Here is a 15,143-nt window from a genome sequence, read left to right as displayed (position 1 = left end):
ATACTATAAACCTTGATGGCTACTTCTTATAAAAATTCCATTTCTACAATCTGTACACCAAATATTTTCTGTATATAATGGAAATTTATCATATCCACCATTCATAGTACATAATTTTTTACTATCATGAGGCGAATCTAAACAACCAAACATATGGGACATTTCGTGCTGAATCACACGCACTGTATGCTGAATATTCGATTTATTGGCACCGCAATATGAATATTGTTTTCCTATTGTCACTCCGTAATTATAATGGTGGTCCCGGCCATTATTGCAACAGAGGAGAGGAGTTCCGGCCAATCCAACTTCCAGATAATAGCCAGCAGGATATTTTTCTTGAAGCATACGTACAAGTTTTATAGAATTTTTGTGATGGTATTCCGTATCAGTAGTGTCTTTGCATTTACTATCTGCAACACAAGTACAATTATCTGTAACGTCTTGCTCACATTTATCTATTGGTAAACCGGAAGATTCATATTCAGAAACACTAAATAATAGATTCCACGTTTTTTCAAACGGTATTCCTACTTTCTCAAAAAGTTCATCAACGCTCATTACATCAGAAAATTCAGAGCGGAATGTTGAATCCGTATAAACATCAAGACCTACTGTAATGGATTCATTTGCAATAAGACGTCCTGTTGTCTCGTCCAAATGAAATAATTCTCCACCAATATTAATCCATCCTGTCGCCATAGAACCTTGTGGATTATCACCTGTCTGCTCCATATATAAGTAATAGCTATATCCATCAATATTTAACCATCCTATAGCCATAGCACCTGCGGTATGTTCATATTGTGCTGTTGAATAAAAATAATACCAATAGTTGTTTATTTCATACCAGCCAGTAACCATAGCTCCTGCTGGAAAAGTGGAATTACCGGTTGTTTCTAAATAAAACCACTCTCCATTTATATTTTGCCAGCCTTGTAGCATATATCCATCTTGATTAAAAAAATACCAACGCCCATCTATATATTCCCACTTATTGATAGCATAACTTCCATCAGGATATTGCCACCACCAGCCGGTATCATCTTGTTGCCAAGAACCCTCTGCGTTTTGGGATCTTAAACGCATATTAGGATAAGAATCTGTTGTGATTTTTTCAACACTATAGCTTTCTCCTGGTGGATAAGCTCTTTCGGCAAAAGTGGTAAAACTATTTATAAGGAATATACATATTGCTATCATCGAAAAAACACTTAACTTTTTCATTTGATTCCTCCCATCATTAACATGATTATTTGTTAGTTGCACTTGTTGTAATTGTTCAATGGTATCACCCCACTCTGTAAAAACAAACAGCACAATCTGGATTGTACTTGAAAAATATATAATTTTTCCATATCCAAATTATACCATGATTAAAAAAACTTGTACAATATGTGACATAAAAAGTCATTTATATGTAAGGATTTTATGCAAAATGAAAGAAAAGTTTAAGCAAAAACCTGTCACATTTTAGCTTTTTTTACGTAGCATAAAAGTGGAAGCTGTTTAATAATCAGGGAAAAAATTGTGTTCGTAATGGGAATCTGGAAGTTATTTATATAAAATACGAAAACGCCTATATTTGTTTCTTAATTTGGATACTATTTTTTGCAATCCATTAAGTAGCAAGCAATACCTCTGTGGCCACACATGGCACGAAGTGTTCGCGTCGCTCTGCTCCTTATTTTTCATATCCTCAACACTCCATTCCTTTCTTTTTTCCCTGCTCCGGGTATCCTGGCAGACAGCCAACATTTGCTTTGACTGTTAAAACTTCCTGCATATCCCTGCGGGCTTTTGGTATTCACCGTAAAGCCTTTTTTTCTTTGCCAGCCTGCCTCCTTCTTTCTGGGCCTCCATTTTGGGGAACTTCGCCCCGTCAAGAATCCTCCTTATATCCGCCTGTACTGCCCAGTAAAGTTTAAGTTCGGCTTTATGCTCCGCCTAAAACTTCCGTCTGTACTTTGAAGCCTTGTACTTCTCAAAGGCGGACGGATTTTTGCATATTGTACTGTAGCCGTTTTTAATTCCGCGTTGGCCTTCTGCGCCGTCTCTATAACAAAGCTGCCGGAGGGAAAGTCCGTTGCCTTTGCCTTGACCTAAAATTCCAGAATAACGTCATTCTGACGGTGACGGAATTTCTCACTATGAACACCCGTCCAAAGATACCAGTCAACGCCCGGAACTTAAACGCTTAGCGTGTATGCAGATAGGCGTTATATTGCGAATGACTGTATTTTCCCGGAGGATTGGACAATTGACGATCTGATGGGGAAGCATCGGTCAAGACCGTATAATCCGTTGATCGCCAATACGTTTTTCAGAGCTGGTTTTATTGAGGCGTGGGGACGTGGAATCGAGAAAATCAAAGACAGTTGTAAGGAAGCTGGAAATCCTATGCCAGAATATACGATTAAACGTGAGGATATTATGGTTATGTTCAAGAGCTTGGTTAGCAGAACTGACCAAGATACTAACCAAGCTAACCAAGGCGGCGATAATTCCGTAGTTACACGCATCTTGAAAGTGATTCAAGAGGAACCATCGTTGTCTCAGAAAAAGATTGCAGATGTCATTGGAGAAAAATATAGTACAGTTAAGTATTATATGGAATCTATGAAAAAATCTGGCATTATGTAAGAAGGGAAGGTTCCAGTCAAAAAGGAAAATGGGTTATTCTATAACTATATTTCATCCAATTCGACAATAATAGTACTCTTCTGATACAGCCAGTCCGTAAATGCTTTCGGGCTGGCTGTTTCTTCATCAGCAAAATCGACGGACCTTTCTTTTTACTCAACCATATTTTTAGCTAAGGGAAAACAGATGATCCTAGGCGATCATCCCGCTTTCCTCTAAAAAGCAGATCATCAGGCTGACGGCCAGGAGATCTGCGCAGCCGCCGGGACTCAGATTCCTTTTGATAAAGGACTGGTCCAGGGCGGCTGTTTTTTCTATGAAGGATCCCGGGGTCAGCTCTGCAAGGAGCGCCCCGGCTTCTTTTTTTCCGGCGGCAGCTTCCGCCCGTCCGCCCCGGTGGATCATGTTGGTGTCGTCCACCTGGGAGAGCAGGGAAAGGAGCGTCAGGACGGCTGCGTCGTTTAAGGAAAAGCCCTGGGACAGCCGTTCTTTTAAGGCCGGAAGGCCGATGGTAAGGGCCGACGGAAAGCCCAGGGCAGCCTCTCCTCGGGCTCCGGCAATGCCGTAGGCTGTGTGGATCCTTTCTCCGGCCGTTTCCTCTGGGGATCGTCTGTGACCGGCCCCGGCGGACACGTCCTGGCGTCTGTCTTCTGCTTTAAAGTCTTTCAGGGAGCAGCATCCCAGCTTTTTGCATTCCCCGACCACCGCGTCCAGCGGCACAGGAGGCTTCTTTCCGAGCAGGAAGGCGTCTTTATATATCTTTCCCAGGGCTCCGCAGAGGATGGCAGAGGCAAAGATCAGGCCCTTGTGGGTATTGACGCCGCCGGTGGCGGAAAACATCTTTGCTTCGGCGTTTTGTCCGGCAAAACGGAGCCGTTCAAAAAGCCGGTCCCCGGTCTCGTCCCCATGCTCCCAGCCGATGCTGAAAAAATCCCGGAACCAGGGGATCAGGGCGGCGCTGCTGTCCACAAAGGTGAAAAAGTCCATATCCTGGTGGGAGCCGGAATTATTCCGGTCCACCAGGCCGGGCTTTGGCGTAGCCGATACCTCATAGAGCAGGGCGCGGACGGCTGCCGCCGCTGCCTGGTCGGCGGACTGTTCCTTAAAATAGTCGTTGAGGATCTGGGCAGTCCTCCACCGTACCAGCTCCATGGAATGGGTGCGGTTTCTGGCACAGACCTTTGCATTTTCGCCGCAGATCAGGCAGGAACGGGGCGGAAGGCCAAGAACAGAGCGGCTTAAGGGAACGGAATCCGGTCCCAGGACGTCTATGTCAAAGAGCCGTCCAAGTCCGTGGTTTTCTTCGATGGAGGCCATTTTCCTCTTTATTTCCGGGGCATCGGCAGCCAGAAGGAAAAAAGCCTCCGGCCCTGTGTTTTCCCTGGATTCCTCAAAAGAGAGGAGGTCCTGGCCGGAAACGGAAGCTCGGATCTCCCGGAGACCTTTCTCGAAAGCCCGGATGGCCATGGGAAAACACTTGATCTCTCCAGGGATATTTAAGGAAAAGCTGATGAGGCAGCGGGCCCCCGGTGTGTTTAAAAGGATTTTCTGTTTCCTGGCCCGGCGGCTCCGGGCGTCCAGGATCTCTGTCAGGGACGCCGGAGAGCCGCAGAAGATCTGGTTTAATTTCATGGGCGCGCTCCAAATTCGTTTTTCAGATACTGGGCCGTACACGGCGGCACAAGCTGTAAGACCTCCTCCGTAACGCCGGTTTCAGCCAGCAGCTTCCGGACTCTGGAGGCGCTGATCACCTCTGGATTTCCCTCGGGGGTCTCTGCTGTGGTCCGGGCGATCTTTATAAAGGAAATGCTGTACTGGGGCAGAAGCCGGATCATGGCTTCGTTATAATCTCTTGTCACCGGATCCAGGGGCTCCTCCCCGGCAAACCGCTTGGTGATATGGAACAGGGGGGCGATCCGGGAGGCGAACAGAGTAATGTCCAGCTCGCTCTGGATCCTGGCTGCATCCTCGCCCTTTTTCAGGAAATAGGTGGGGAAGGTAGCGGAAGAGATCATATATGGGCCAGAGGGATGGACCTTCACATTGGGAAGGTGGGCCGTTCCTTCCTTTACCAGACGCATGCGCACCTCAAAGGGGAAGAGGGAACGGTCCTCCTCCACCACAAAAATGTGGAGCAGGCTGCACCGGGAGGCGGCATAGGTGATCAGAGCCAGATGGCCTTTTGTAAAGGGATTGCAGTTCATGACGATGCAGCCCACGCCTCCGGTCAGGGTGTTTCCATGGTTTTCAGGGGATTCCGGGAGGAATGCAGAGTAAAAACGCTCCAGCCCGTTTTTCCTGTTTTCCAGCATCAGCACCGACTGGGTCTCAGCCAGGGGATAAAAGCCGCAGGATGTGAAAAGAACCTTGTTTTTTGGCCTGGTGATGACGAAAAGATCATAGTGGCCAGCTTCAAACCGGTTTTCCACCAGTCTGGATACCAGGCTTCCCAGGGCGTTCTGACCTCTTAAGGCCTCGTCCACGGCAAAGCATTTTAAAAGGTTTCCGGCGCAGCAGCCGCAGCCCAGCAGAGCCTCGTCCTGGTCAAAAACGCCGAAGGCAGTTTCGATGTCATCTTCAAAAACCAGCTCATGGTCCGATAAAAAACGGACCAGCATCTCTTTATCGTGGGGAAATCCCAGGGAGATCTCATGGATCGTAAATTCTTCTGTCATAGTATCCCTCCTGTCTGTTTTTACAGAGATTATATCATTTTTCTGGCTTTATGAACAGAAAAACATAAAAATAATCCGGAATTTCGGATTATTTCCAAAACTCCGGATTGTAAACGTTTACTCAATGATCAGATCCACATCCGTCTTTTCCACCACCTCGCCGATGATGGCTCCGGTGATGCCCTGGGCGGTCAGCTTTTTGCAGAGCTCCATGGCCTGGTCTCCGGGAAGGGCCACCAGAAGGCCTCCGGAGGTCTGGGGGTCTGCGATCAGATCCACCAGGCACTGCTCGGCAGAATCCATGATCCGTAAATGGGGCTTCACATAATCCATATTCCGGTAGGCTCCGGCAGGGATGATGCCCATTTCCGCCAGCTCTCTGGCTCCGTGGAGCAGCGGGAGCTTTTTGCTGAAAAGCTTTAAGGTGCTGTCGCTTCCCTCTGCCATCTCATAGGCATGTCCCAGAAGGCCAAAGCCTGTGATATCGGTGCAGGCATGGACATCCGGGAAGGTCTGGGCTGCTTCAGCTGCCCTGGCGTTCAGAGTGGCCATGGAACAGGTCATGGCGTCATAATCCTCTTTTGATACCAGGTCTGCCTTGGCTCCTGTGGTCAGGACGCCGGTTCCCAGGGGCTTGGTGATCACTAAAAGATCCCCAGGCTGTGCGCCGACATTTTTAAGGATCTTATCTGGATGCACGTACCCAGTGACGCAGAGACCGTATTTGGGCTCCGGATCCTGGATCGTGTGGCCGCCGGCGATGGTGCAGCCGGCTTCCACGGCCTTATCGTGGCCGCCCTTTAAGATCTGCCGGATCGTTTCCTTGGAAAGACAGTTGGGAACACATAATAAGTTCATTGCCACCGTCGGCTGTCCGCCCATGGCGTACACGTCGCTCAAAGCGTTGGCTGCGGCGATCTGTCCGAACTGGTAGGGATCGTCCACGATGGGCGTAAAGAAATCCACAGTATGGATGGCGGCCACATCGTCGGTGATCTTGTAGACACATGCGTCGTCGCTGGTATCAAAACCCACCAGAAGGCGGGGATTATAAACGTTTGGAAGATCTTCCAGTATTTCTGTAAGGACACCCGGTCCCAGTTTGGCTGCTCAGCCGGACGCGGTGGTCATCTGAGTAAGGGGCAGTTCTTTTGCCATTTGTAAAAACCTCCTAATTGATCATGATTTCATCATAACACCTGGATTTTTAAAAAGCAACCGTATAGATAAACATATTTACAACCGGTATATGTATTGAAATATGCTATTTGACAAGACTGCTGAAACAACGATAAAATAAAGGGTAGCTTATTGGGCGAAAAATACAAGCAGGAGGATTTGATCATGGCAAATGTAGTCGTAAATGCAGTGGGAGACCAGTGCCCGATCCCGGTAGTGAAAGCCACAAAGGCATTAAAGGCAATGACAGAGGCTGGAACCGTTGAGGTTCATGTAGATAATGAGATCGCCGTCCAGAACCTGACCCGTCTGGCATCCAGCAAGGGCTTAAAGTCCTTTGCAGAGAAGAAGGAAGAAAAGCTGTTCATCGTGAAGATCACCCTGGACAAGCCCCTGGAGGAGAACGGAGCCGAGGAGGAGGCTTCCTGTGGCGTGGACAGAAGAAAAAATACCGTAGTAGCCATCGCTTCCGAGCGCATGGGACATGGAAACGACGAGCTGGGCAAGGTCCTGATGAAGGGCTTTATCTTTGCTCTTTCCCAGTTAGACGAGCTTCCCAGCACCATCCTTTTCTACAACGGCGGCGCAACCATCACGACCGAAGGCTCTCCGTCTCTGGATGATTTAAAGAACATGGAAGCCCAGGGCGTGGAGATCCTTACATGCGGAACATGTCTGGATTATTATAATCTGAAAGACAAGCTGGCGGTGGGAAGCGTGACCAATATGTACACCATTGTGGAAAAGCTTGCCAACGCAGATAAGATCATCAAGCAGTAAGGAATAACAGGAGAGTATCATGTATCAGGTGGGAATCGATATCGGGTCCAGTGCGGCCAAAACAGCAGTCATAAAGGATGGGGAGGTCGTGAAGACCTACCTTTTAAATACAGGCTTCAGCAGCAGGAAAACGGCGGAGGAGATCTACCAGATGCTGGAGAAGGACGGGATCCACAAGGATAACGCCGCCTATGTGGCTACGGGCTACGGACGGATATCGGTCCCCTATGCCGATAAATCTGTAACAGAGATCACCTGCCACGGAAAGGGAGCCTGGCATCTGTTCGGAAGGAATGGGACGGTCATTGACATCGGAGGCCAGGATACCAAGGGGATCGCCTTGAAAAACGGCCGTGTCATGAAGTTCATCATGAACGATAAGTGCTCTGCGGGTACCGGGAAGTTCCTGGAGGTCATGACCAACCGTCTGGGACTGACCATGGAGGAGCTTTCAGACCTGGCATCCCGGGGAAATCCCATTACCATCAGCTCCATGTGTACTGTGTTTGCAGAATCGGAGGTCATCAGCCTCATCGGAAAGGGAACTCCCAGGGAAGATATCGCTTACGGCGTCATCGAATCGGTGGTCACCAAGGTGGTGCAGCTGATCTCCCAGGTGGAGGGGGATCAGTATTTCCTCACCGGCGGGCTCTGTGAGGATCCCTATATTTTAGAACGCCTTTCCCTTGCGCTCCATGCGCCGGTGGAAAGCGTACCCCTGGCCAGATACGCCGGGGCCATCGGAGCAGCGCTTACGGCTGCCGTATAGAGAAAGGAAACATCAGAATGAATCGTGATCTGCCCAAATTATTTGATGAATTTGTAGATGCCAGAAAAAACGGCTTCCTGGCAGCCAAGGAATTTAAGGAGAACGGTGGAAAATTAGCGGGGACTCTCTGCTCTTATACACCGAAGGAAATTCTGGATGCCGGAAATATTGCAGCTGTTGGTCTCTGTGGGACCAGTAACGAGACGATTCCGGACGCAGAGAAGGTGCTCCCTAAAAATCTATGCCCGCTGATCAAGGGGACCTATGGATTTGCGTCGACTGAAAAATGTCCATATACATATTTTTCCGATATCATCATTGGTGAGACCACCTGTGATGGAAAGAAAAAGATGTACGAGCTTTTGAATGAGATCAAGGAAACGTACGTGATGCACCTTCCCCAGGGTCAGGACCGCCCTTATGCCAAGGATATCTGGTATGAAGAAGTCTGTCTGTTAAAGAAGAAAATGGAAGAAAAATTCGGTGTTACCATCACAGACGAGGATCTGAGACGGGCCGTGCGGGTACGCAACGAGCAGAGGAAGGCTCTTTGTGAGATGTATGAGCTTCAGGCTTTATGTCCGCCGCCTATGCGTGGAACAGAGATGATGCTGGCCCTCCAAAAGGGAAGTTTTACATTTGATATCCAGAAGCAGACGGAACATATCACGAAACTGGTCAGTGAAGCAAAAGCTGCGTATGAAAGGGGAGAACGTCCAGTTCCAGCCTCTGCCAAGAGGATTCTGGTTACAGGCTGCCCCACCGGCGGCGTGATCCAGAAGGTAGGCATGGTGATCGAGAACAACGGCGGTGTGATTGTATGTTTGGATGATTGCTCGGGTGAGAGGACGAAGAGCATGATGATCGACGAGAACGCAGACGATATTTTACGTGCGATCTCTGACCGATATCTTTCCATTCACTGTTCCGTTATGACGCCCAATGACGATCGTCTGGAAAATACAAAGAAGATGATCGAGAAATATAAGGTAGACGGTGTGATCGAGGTGATCCTCCAGGCTTGCCATACATTCAATGTGGAATCCCACAAGACCCGCCGGGTGGTTGAGGATGAGTTGGGAATTCCTTATCTGAAGCTAGAGACCGATTATTCCACCACAGACAGCGGCCAGATCGAGACCCGTGTAGCGGCCTTCCTGGAAATGCTGTAAGATCAAGATGCCATGGGGCTGCTGTAAAAGAGAAGGTTTTGAACCTCTCTTTTGCAGCAGCCCCTTTTTACATGAAAACTATTCACAATTTCTTAAGAAGTCACGAATTGAAAAGCCCTGTGGGTTGTGGTATGATAAAATCAAGATTTTGCGAGGAGGATACGAAAATGAAGCAGACGTCCCTTGTTATCATGGCGGCCGGGATCGGAAGCCGGTTCGGCGGCGGGATCAAACAGCTGGAGCCGGTGGGGCCCAACGGCGAGATCATCATGGATTATTCCATCCACGACGCCCTGGAGGCCGGTTTCAATAAGATCATTTTCATCATCAGAAAGGATCTGGAAAAGGATTTTAAGGAGATCATCGGAAACCGGATCGAAAAGGTGGCTCCGGTGGAATATGCATTCCAGGAGATGGATGACCTGCCGGAGGGATTTACAGTGCCGGAGGGCCGGAAAAAGCCCTGGGGAACGGGACAGGCCGTTCTGGCAGCCAGAAACGTGATCCACGAGCCCTTCCTGGTGATCAATGCCGACGACTATTATGGAAAAGAAGGATTTAAAAAGATCCATGACTATATGGTAAACGAGATGGACGAGGACGGAGACTGCTACGATATGTGTATGGCGGGCTTTATTTTGTCCAATACTTTAAGTGAGAACGGAGGCGTTACCAGGGGCGTGGCCACAGTGGATGAAAACGGGTGCCTTGCCAAGGTGACGGAGACCTACGATATTTACCAGGACGCAGATGGAATGCATGCGTCTGACAACGACGGAAATCCGGTGACTGTGGAAGCCGGACAGCACGTTTCCATGAATATGTTCGGTCTGCCCATGGGTTTTTTAAAGGAGCTGGAAAAGGGCTTTCCGGAGTTCCTGGGAAATGTGAAGGAGGGTGACGTAAAGGCCGAGTATCTGCTCCCGGCCATGATCGACCAGTGCATCCGTACCGGAAAGGCCAGAGTCCGCGTACTGGAAACACGGGATAAATGGTTCGGAGTCACATATAAAGAAGATAAACCGGCGGTGGTGGCCTCGATCCGCAGGCTGGTGGATGAAGGCGTTTACCCGGAGAAGCTGTTTTAAATATTGAAGTGCGCTTCCCGCTCCTTCCTGCATATTATGATCCCAAAGGGATTTACAGGAAAAGGAGCGGGAACTTTTATGGAAAGGATCTATCGTGGCTATCCCCAGGCCCTCCATGCCATGGAGCGGAGTGGGGATCTGATGCCATACATGCTGTACCGGAGAGAGGAACAGGCAGGACGCCGGAGCGCGGCTCTGGAAAAACGCCGTTTCCGGGATCCGGAATATTTTAAGGGGCTGTATCCCCGGTCCGTCAGACGCTGCCAGAGCTTTGTGGAGGCGTGCTGTGACCGGTATGATCACCCGGGAAGCCCCATTTACGATGAATACCCGGACCGGGTACTGCTGCTGGGGATCCGGAACCGGATCCTCGAAAAGATGCGGGAACAGGGGGAGGACCCAGACCAGGATCTGGTCTGGCTTCTGACCCTCCAGGAGATCTTACGGCGGCGGGCGATCAGTTAAAGGACCGGCGTACAGGATACGCCGTCCGGAAGAAAAGGCAGACAGGAAGAGAACTGAATGAAAACAGGAAAAAAAATTGCAGTGCTGGCGCTGATCTTTGTGGCGGCAGCCATCATTTATTTTGTCTGGCCCCTGGGCCGGAAGGAAGAGAATAAAACAGGCGTCGTGTATACAGCCATGGGCGAGGCAGAGCTTCCGGTGGTGTATCCAACGGCTCTGGGACGGGAGCTGGCGCCGTTATTCGGCCATCGGGAGGAGCTGGCTGTCACAGCAGAACGTGACAGCCTCCTGGTGCTGCCGGAGGACCGCAGGCTTCCCATCCGGATCCAGTATGGAGACGAAATAAAGACACTGCAGTATGAGATCCGGACCATGGACATGACCCATCTGGTGGAGCGCACCATGGTCACAGACTGGACCGAGGAAAACGGTCAGATAAACGCAGTTCTGCCAGTCCAGAACCTTCTGGAGCCGGAGACCCAGTATCAGCTGGGGATCCAGGCGGTCCTTTCGGATGGGACCAGCGCCTGGTACTACGCCCGGATCCTGGAGACGGACAATGATCATGCAGCCCAGATGCTGGCCCTGGCGGAGGACTTTTCCCAGAAGACCTTCCACTATGATTCGGCCCAGGAGCTGACCACCTATATGGAGTCGACGCCCAGCGCGGATAATTCCAGCTTCGGAACAGTCACACTGAAAAACAGCTTTACCCAGATGACCTGGGGAAGCCTGGGCGTGTCCCGGGGAGAAACGGTCTTTGCGTCCCTTAAGGAGCTTTCCGGTGATCTGGCCAATATTGAGCTGGAATACTATGTGACCAGGGAGGCAGACGGCGGAGCCGGGGAAACGGACGGCGGGGAGACAGAGGTCTATGGGGTGACTGAGAACTTCACTTTAAAGTGGAGCAGCCAGCGGATCTATATGATGGATTATGAAAGGACCATGAACCAGCTCTTTTCCGGAAGCCGGGAGCTATTCTCAGGAAAGCGCATCCTGCTGGGGATCTCCGACGGAGAGGGGATGTACGCAAAGAAAAGTGAAAATGGCCGGTATACGGTCTTTGTGACCAACCGGGAGCTGTGGGCCTATGACCGGGAGGAGGGAGACAGCATCTGCATTTTTGCCTTCGGAGGCTGGAACACGGATGACCTCCGGGCCCTCCAGGACCGCCACGGGGTGGAGATCCTGGAAGTGTCCAACGGGGGGGCTGTGGATTTCCTGGTCTACGGCTATATGAACCGGGGCGGCAGAGAGGGATACACAGGCGTTTCCTATTACCGTTATGAGGCAGAATCCAATACGCTGACGGAACAGTTCTTCCTTCCGGCCGCCGAGCCGTACAGCGAGCTCCGGCTGGATCTGGCCCGCCTGGCCCATAAGGGACAGAACGGTATTTTTTACATGTATATGGGCGGAAGCGTTTATGGGATCGATCTGAACAGCCACGAGTATGTGGTGGTGGCTTCAGGGCTGGATGAGGAACGGTTTGCGGTCAGCTCCGATGGGTCCCGGCTGGCCTGGCAGGAGGATACGGGGATCTATGATTCCAGGATGCTCCATATCATGGACCTGGATACAGGAGACAAGACCCAGATCGGAGACGGAAAGAGCGATGCGTACAGGATCCTGGGCTTTGTAGGAAGCGACTGCGTGTACGGGATCGGAGAATATGGGGATCATATCATATCCAACGGGCGCACCATGGGCTTATATCTGAAATCCCTGGATATCATCGACCAGAACATGGCCAGCGCCATGCACTACGAAAAGAGCGGAAAGTACATCCGGGACGTGGCCGTGGACGAAAGCCGGATCCACCTGGAGCTGGTGTCCGACCGGGACGGCGGCTTTTTCGGAGAGGCCGAGGAGGAGACTCTGGTGTGCAACGCAAAGGTCCTTCCTGGAAAGATGGATGATATCGGCTGGTATGCGTCGGATGTGAAGGGACGGGTTTATTTTGTGCAGCTGGGCCAGGATATTTCCGCTTCCCAGAAGATCCGGACCATTTCCCCGAAAAAAACGGTGCGGGAGGAGAATAATGAGATCCATACGGAGGCTCCGGCCTCCGGCGTGGAGGAAAAGTTTTACGCTTATGGCCGTGGACGGCTCATTGGGATCTATTCCAGCTTTGCCGATGCGGCTGACGCAGCGTATGATCCCATGGGCTTCGTGACCTTTGGAAAGCACGATCTGGTGTGGGAGAGGGCCAGCCGTCCGGGCTCCTATTTCATCCGGGATCTGAATACCGCCTCCCGGAAGCTGGACCGTTACAGAACGGAGTTTACGGGAACCAGCCGGAGGGAGGGCGATGCCCTTCTTCTGGACGCCTCGGGGAGCTCCTTAAATATAGCGCTGTTTTTCGTCTGCCGGAACCAGCCGGTGCTCTTGTATACCGGGGAAGGGAGCTTTCTGTATCTGACCGGCTACGACCAGACCCATGTCCGGATCTGGGATCCGTCCGCAGCCCAGAGTATGATTATTCCCATGGAGGAGGCCAGAGCCCGGTTTGAAAGCCTTGGCAGCGACTATATCTGCTGCCTTCCGCTCTGATCCGGCAAAGGAAAATCCCTACTTTACAAATCCCGAATCTATGCTATAATTTACTAGTCGAAGTATAAGCAAATGAGAGTGTTTGCGGGAATTATAGAAATCAGACCGCTATCCGGCGCTTCCGGAAGGCGGTACAGCGGATATAGAGGTGCAGAATGGAACAATATATTATGAAGGGCGGCAATCCCCTGGTGGGAGACGTGACCATCAGCGGAGCAAAAAATGCGGCTCTGGGGATCCTGGCGGCGTCCATCATGACCGATGAGGACGTGGTGATCGAGAACCTGCCGGATGTGAGCGATATCAACGCACTGCTGGATGCGATCCGGCACCTGGGCGCTAAGGTGGAGCGGCCCGACCGGCACACAGTACGGATCAATGCCAGGGATATCCACGCAGTGACCGTGGAAGATGAGCATATGCGCAAGATCCGCGCATCCTATTACTTCATTGGCGCACTTCTTGGAAAGTATAAGAGCGCGGAGGTTCCGCTTCCCGGCGGTTGCACCATCGGAAGCAGACCCATTGACCAGCATTTAAAGGGCTTCCGTGCCCTGGGCTCTGATGTATCCATCATGCGCGGGGCAGTGATCGCCCATGCCATCGACCTGGTGGCCAGCCATATCTACCTGGATGTGGTTTCCGTGGGCGCTACCATCAATATCATGATGGCCGCCACCATGGCTGAGGGAGAAACGATCTTAGAGAATGTGGCCAAGGAGCCCCATGTGGTGGACGTGGCCAACTTTTTAAACAGCATGGGTGCCAACATCAAGGGAGCCGGTACGGATGTGATCCGGATCCGCGGTGTGCGGCATCTCCATGGAACCACATACTCCATCATCCCCGACCAGATCGAGGCCGGGACCTTTATGTGCGCGGCCGCAGTGACCCGCGGAGACATCACGGTGAAGAACGTGATCCCCAAGCACCTGGAGGCTATTTCCGCAAAGCTCATGGAAATGGGCTGCGAGGTTGTGGAGTTTGACGAGGAGATCCGTGTGGTGGGAAAACCGAAGCAGCGCCATATGAATTTTAAGACCCTGCCGTATCCCGGTTTCCCAACAGATATGCAGCCCCAGATGACTGTGGCCCTGGCTCTGGCTGACGGAACCAGTGTGGTGACAGAGAGTATTTTTGAAAACCGCTTCAAATACGTGGATGAGCTGTCCCGCATGGGTGCAAACATCAAGGTTGAAGGCTCTGTGGCCATTGTGGACGGCGTCAGCATGTTCACCGGCGCACAGGTGGTGGCTCCCGATCTCAGAGCCGGAGCGGCCCTGGTACTGGCCGGACTGGCCGCCGAGGGCTATACGGTGGTGGACGAGATCGGCTACATTGAACGGGGCTACGAAAACTTTGAAGAGAAGCTCCGCTCCCTGGGCGCATGCATCGAGCGGGTGGATTCTGAGAAGGAAGCCCAGAAGTTTAAGCTCCGGGTGGGCTAGGCAGGTTCCGCGTAAATTTCAAAATTTCTCGTGTATTTTCTCAACTTTCCAGTATTTACGGGTTTTCCCGCCCATCAACATCTATGTAATTTGCACTTTTCCCTTATTTTTTCCCTTGTGAGGAAGCTATAAGGGAAAAGTGTTGTTTTCGTCTTAATCGTTCCCTACTACCTTATCAAGAAGCCTTGCTGAATTCTTCTTGGCTTCCCTTGTAGCGTGGGCGTAAATATTCATTGTGGTACTTACTGCGGAATGTCCCAAGAGCTCCTGCACATCCTTTGGTGGTGCTCCGTTTGCTAACAGATTGCTTGTGTAAGTGTGCCCTTACGGTATAATTACGACAAACCGGAAAAGCCCCGTATATCAAGGGT

12 protein-coding genes and 1 pseudogene are annotated in these 15,143 nt (G+C 50.9%); 8 read left to right on the top strand and 5 right to left on the bottom strand.

What is annotated here, in order from left to right:
- Positions 1-3: 3 nt before the first annotated feature.
- Positions 4-1,227, bottom strand: a complete 1,224-nt coding sequence (locus WIH05_RS02670) for a hypothetical protein (protein ID WP_022272216.1) — start codon at positions 1,225-1,227, stop codon at positions 4-6.
- 975 nt (positions 1,228-2,202) lie between these two features.
- Between WIH05_RS02670 and WIH05_RS02665 the strand changes: the two genes are divergently transcribed.
- On the top strand, positions 2,203-2,643 hold the full coding sequence (locus WIH05_RS02665) for an ATP-binding protein (RefSeq protein WP_337424933.1): 441 nt from the start codon (positions 2,203-2,205) through the stop codon (positions 2,641-2,643).
- A 192-nt stretch (positions 2,644-2,835) separates the two neighbouring features.
- On the opposite strand, the gene citX is transcribed toward WIH05_RS02665, so the two are convergent.
- The 3 genes from citX to selD all read right to left on the bottom strand — a co-directional run bounded on the left by citX (position 2,836) and on the right by selD (position 6,476).
- Complete coding sequence (citX, locus tag WIH05_RS02660) at positions 2,836-4,275, bottom strand: citrate lyase holo-[acyl-carrier protein] synthase (protein ID WP_337424932.1); 1,440 nt, start codon at positions 4,273-4,275, stop codon at positions 2,836-2,838.
- Positions 4,272-5,318: a [citrate (pro-3S)-lyase] ligase gene (gene citC / locus WIH05_RS02655; protein ID WP_022273281.1), complete on the bottom strand. Its 1,047-nt coding sequence runs from the start codon at positions 5,316-5,318 to the stop codon at positions 4,272-4,274. Before citC ends, citX begins: the two co-directional genes overlap by 4 nt.
- 117 nt (positions 5,319-5,435) lie before the next feature.
- Positions 5,436-6,476, bottom strand: a complete 1,041-nt coding sequence (gene selD / locus WIH05_RS02650; RefSeq protein ID WP_337424931.1) for a selenide, water dikinase SelD — start codon at positions 6,474-6,476, stop codon at positions 5,436-5,438.
- 186 nt (positions 6,477-6,662) lie between these two features.
- Here selD and yedF point away from each other — a divergent pair, with 186 nt between their 5' ends.
- From yedF to WIH05_RS02615, 7 genes are all read left to right on the top strand, one after another.
- Complete coding sequence (gene yedF / locus WIH05_RS02645) at positions 6,663-7,277, top strand: sulfurtransferase-like selenium metabolism protein YedF (protein ID WP_022273279.1); 615 nt, start codon at positions 6,663-6,665, stop codon at positions 7,275-7,277.
- Between the two features lie 19 nt (positions 7,278-7,296).
- Entirely contained in the window at positions 7,297-8,046 is a 750-nt protein-coding gene (locus WIH05_RS02640; RefSeq protein ID WP_022273278.1) for an acyl-CoA dehydratase activase, read from the top strand.
- 17 nt (positions 8,047-8,063) lie between these two features.
- The gene (locus WIH05_RS02635; RefSeq protein ID WP_022273277.1) at positions 8,064-9,218 is read left to right on the top strand and encodes a double-cubane-cluster-containing anaerobic reductase; all 1,155 of its coding nucleotides are present in this window, start codon (positions 8,064-8,066) and stop codon (positions 9,216-9,218) included.
- Between the two features lie 167 nt (positions 9,219-9,385).
- Positions 9,386-10,306 (top strand): sugar phosphate nucleotidyltransferase, encoded by a 921-nt coding sequence (locus WIH05_RS02630; protein WP_022273276.1) that lies wholly within the window; start codon positions 9,386-9,388, stop codon positions 10,304-10,306.
- Positions 10,307-10,384: 78 nt separating this feature from the next.
- A complete protein-coding gene (locus WIH05_RS02625) occupies positions 10,385-10,771 on the top strand; it encodes a hypothetical protein (protein WP_022273275.1) in 387 nt (128 codons plus the stop codon).
- Between the two features lie 57 nt (positions 10,772-10,828).
- Positions 10,829-13,324: a hypothetical protein gene (locus WIH05_RS02620; RefSeq protein WP_022273274.1), complete on the top strand. Its 2,496-nt coding sequence runs from the start codon at positions 10,829-10,831 to the stop codon at positions 13,322-13,324.
- 155 nt (positions 13,325-13,479) lie between these two features.
- The gene (locus tag WIH05_RS02615) at positions 13,480-14,772 is read left to right on the top strand and encodes a UDP-N-acetylglucosamine 1-carboxyvinyltransferase (protein WP_022273273.1); all 1,293 of its coding nucleotides are present in this window, start codon (positions 13,480-13,482) and stop codon (positions 14,770-14,772) included.
- 153 nt (positions 14,773-14,925) lie between these two features.
- Here the strand turns inward: WIH05_RS02615 and WIH05_RS02610 are convergent.
- Positions 14,926-15,093, bottom strand: a pseudogene (locus WIH05_RS02610) (tyrosine-type recombinase/integrase); the annotation flags it as partial.
- Positions 15,094-15,143: the final 50 nt, after the last annotated feature.

Source organism: Alitiscatomonas sp., assembly GCF_037242085.1.
Classification (GTDB): Bacteria; Bacillota; Clostridia; order Lachnospirales; family Lachnospiraceae; genus Alitiscatomonas; species Alitiscatomonas aceti.
Note: the sequence above shows the minus strand (reverse complement) of the source record. Positions and strands in the feature narration are given on the sequence as shown.

What these genes read in the sequence shown, in the direction of transcription:
- WIH05_RS02635 (WP_022273277.1), top strand. Translation starts at nt 8,064, where the DNA reads ATGAATCGTGATCTGCCCAAATTATTTGATGAATTTGTAGATGCCAGA.
- WIH05_RS02615 (WP_022273273.1), top strand. Translation starts at nt 13,480, where the DNA reads ATGGAACAATATATTATGAAGGGCGGCAATCCCCTGGTGGGAGACGTG.
- WIH05_RS02620 (WP_022273274.1), top strand. Translation starts at nt 10,829, where the DNA reads ATGAAAACAGGAAAAAAAATTGCAGTGCTGGCGCTGATCTTTGTGGCG.
- WIH05_RS02630 (WP_022273276.1), top strand. Translation starts at nt 9,386, where the DNA reads ATGAAGCAGACGTCCCTTGTTATCATGGCGGCCGGGATCGGAAGCCGG.
- citX (WP_337424932.1), bottom strand. Translation starts at nt 4,275, where the DNA reads ATGAAATTAAACCAGATCTTCTGCGGCTCTCCGGCGTCCCTGACAGAG.
- citC (WP_022273281.1), bottom strand. Translation starts at nt 5,318, where the DNA reads ATGACAGAAGAATTTACGATCCATGAGATCTCCCTGGGATTTCCCCAC.
- yedF (WP_022273279.1), top strand. Translation starts at nt 6,663, where the DNA reads ATGGCAAATGTAGTCGTAAATGCAGTGGGAGACCAGTGCCCGATCCCG.
- WIH05_RS02640 (WP_022273278.1), top strand. Translation starts at nt 7,297, where the DNA reads ATGTATCAGGTGGGAATCGATATCGGGTCCAGTGCGGCCAAAACAGCA.
- WIH05_RS02670 (WP_022272216.1), bottom strand. Translation starts at nt 1,227, where the DNA reads ATGAAAAAGTTAAGTGTTTTTTCGATGATAGCAATATGTATATTCCTT.
- WIH05_RS02625 (WP_022273275.1), top strand. Translation starts at nt 10,385, where the DNA reads ATGGAAAGGATCTATCGTGGCTATCCCCAGGCCCTCCATGCCATGGAG.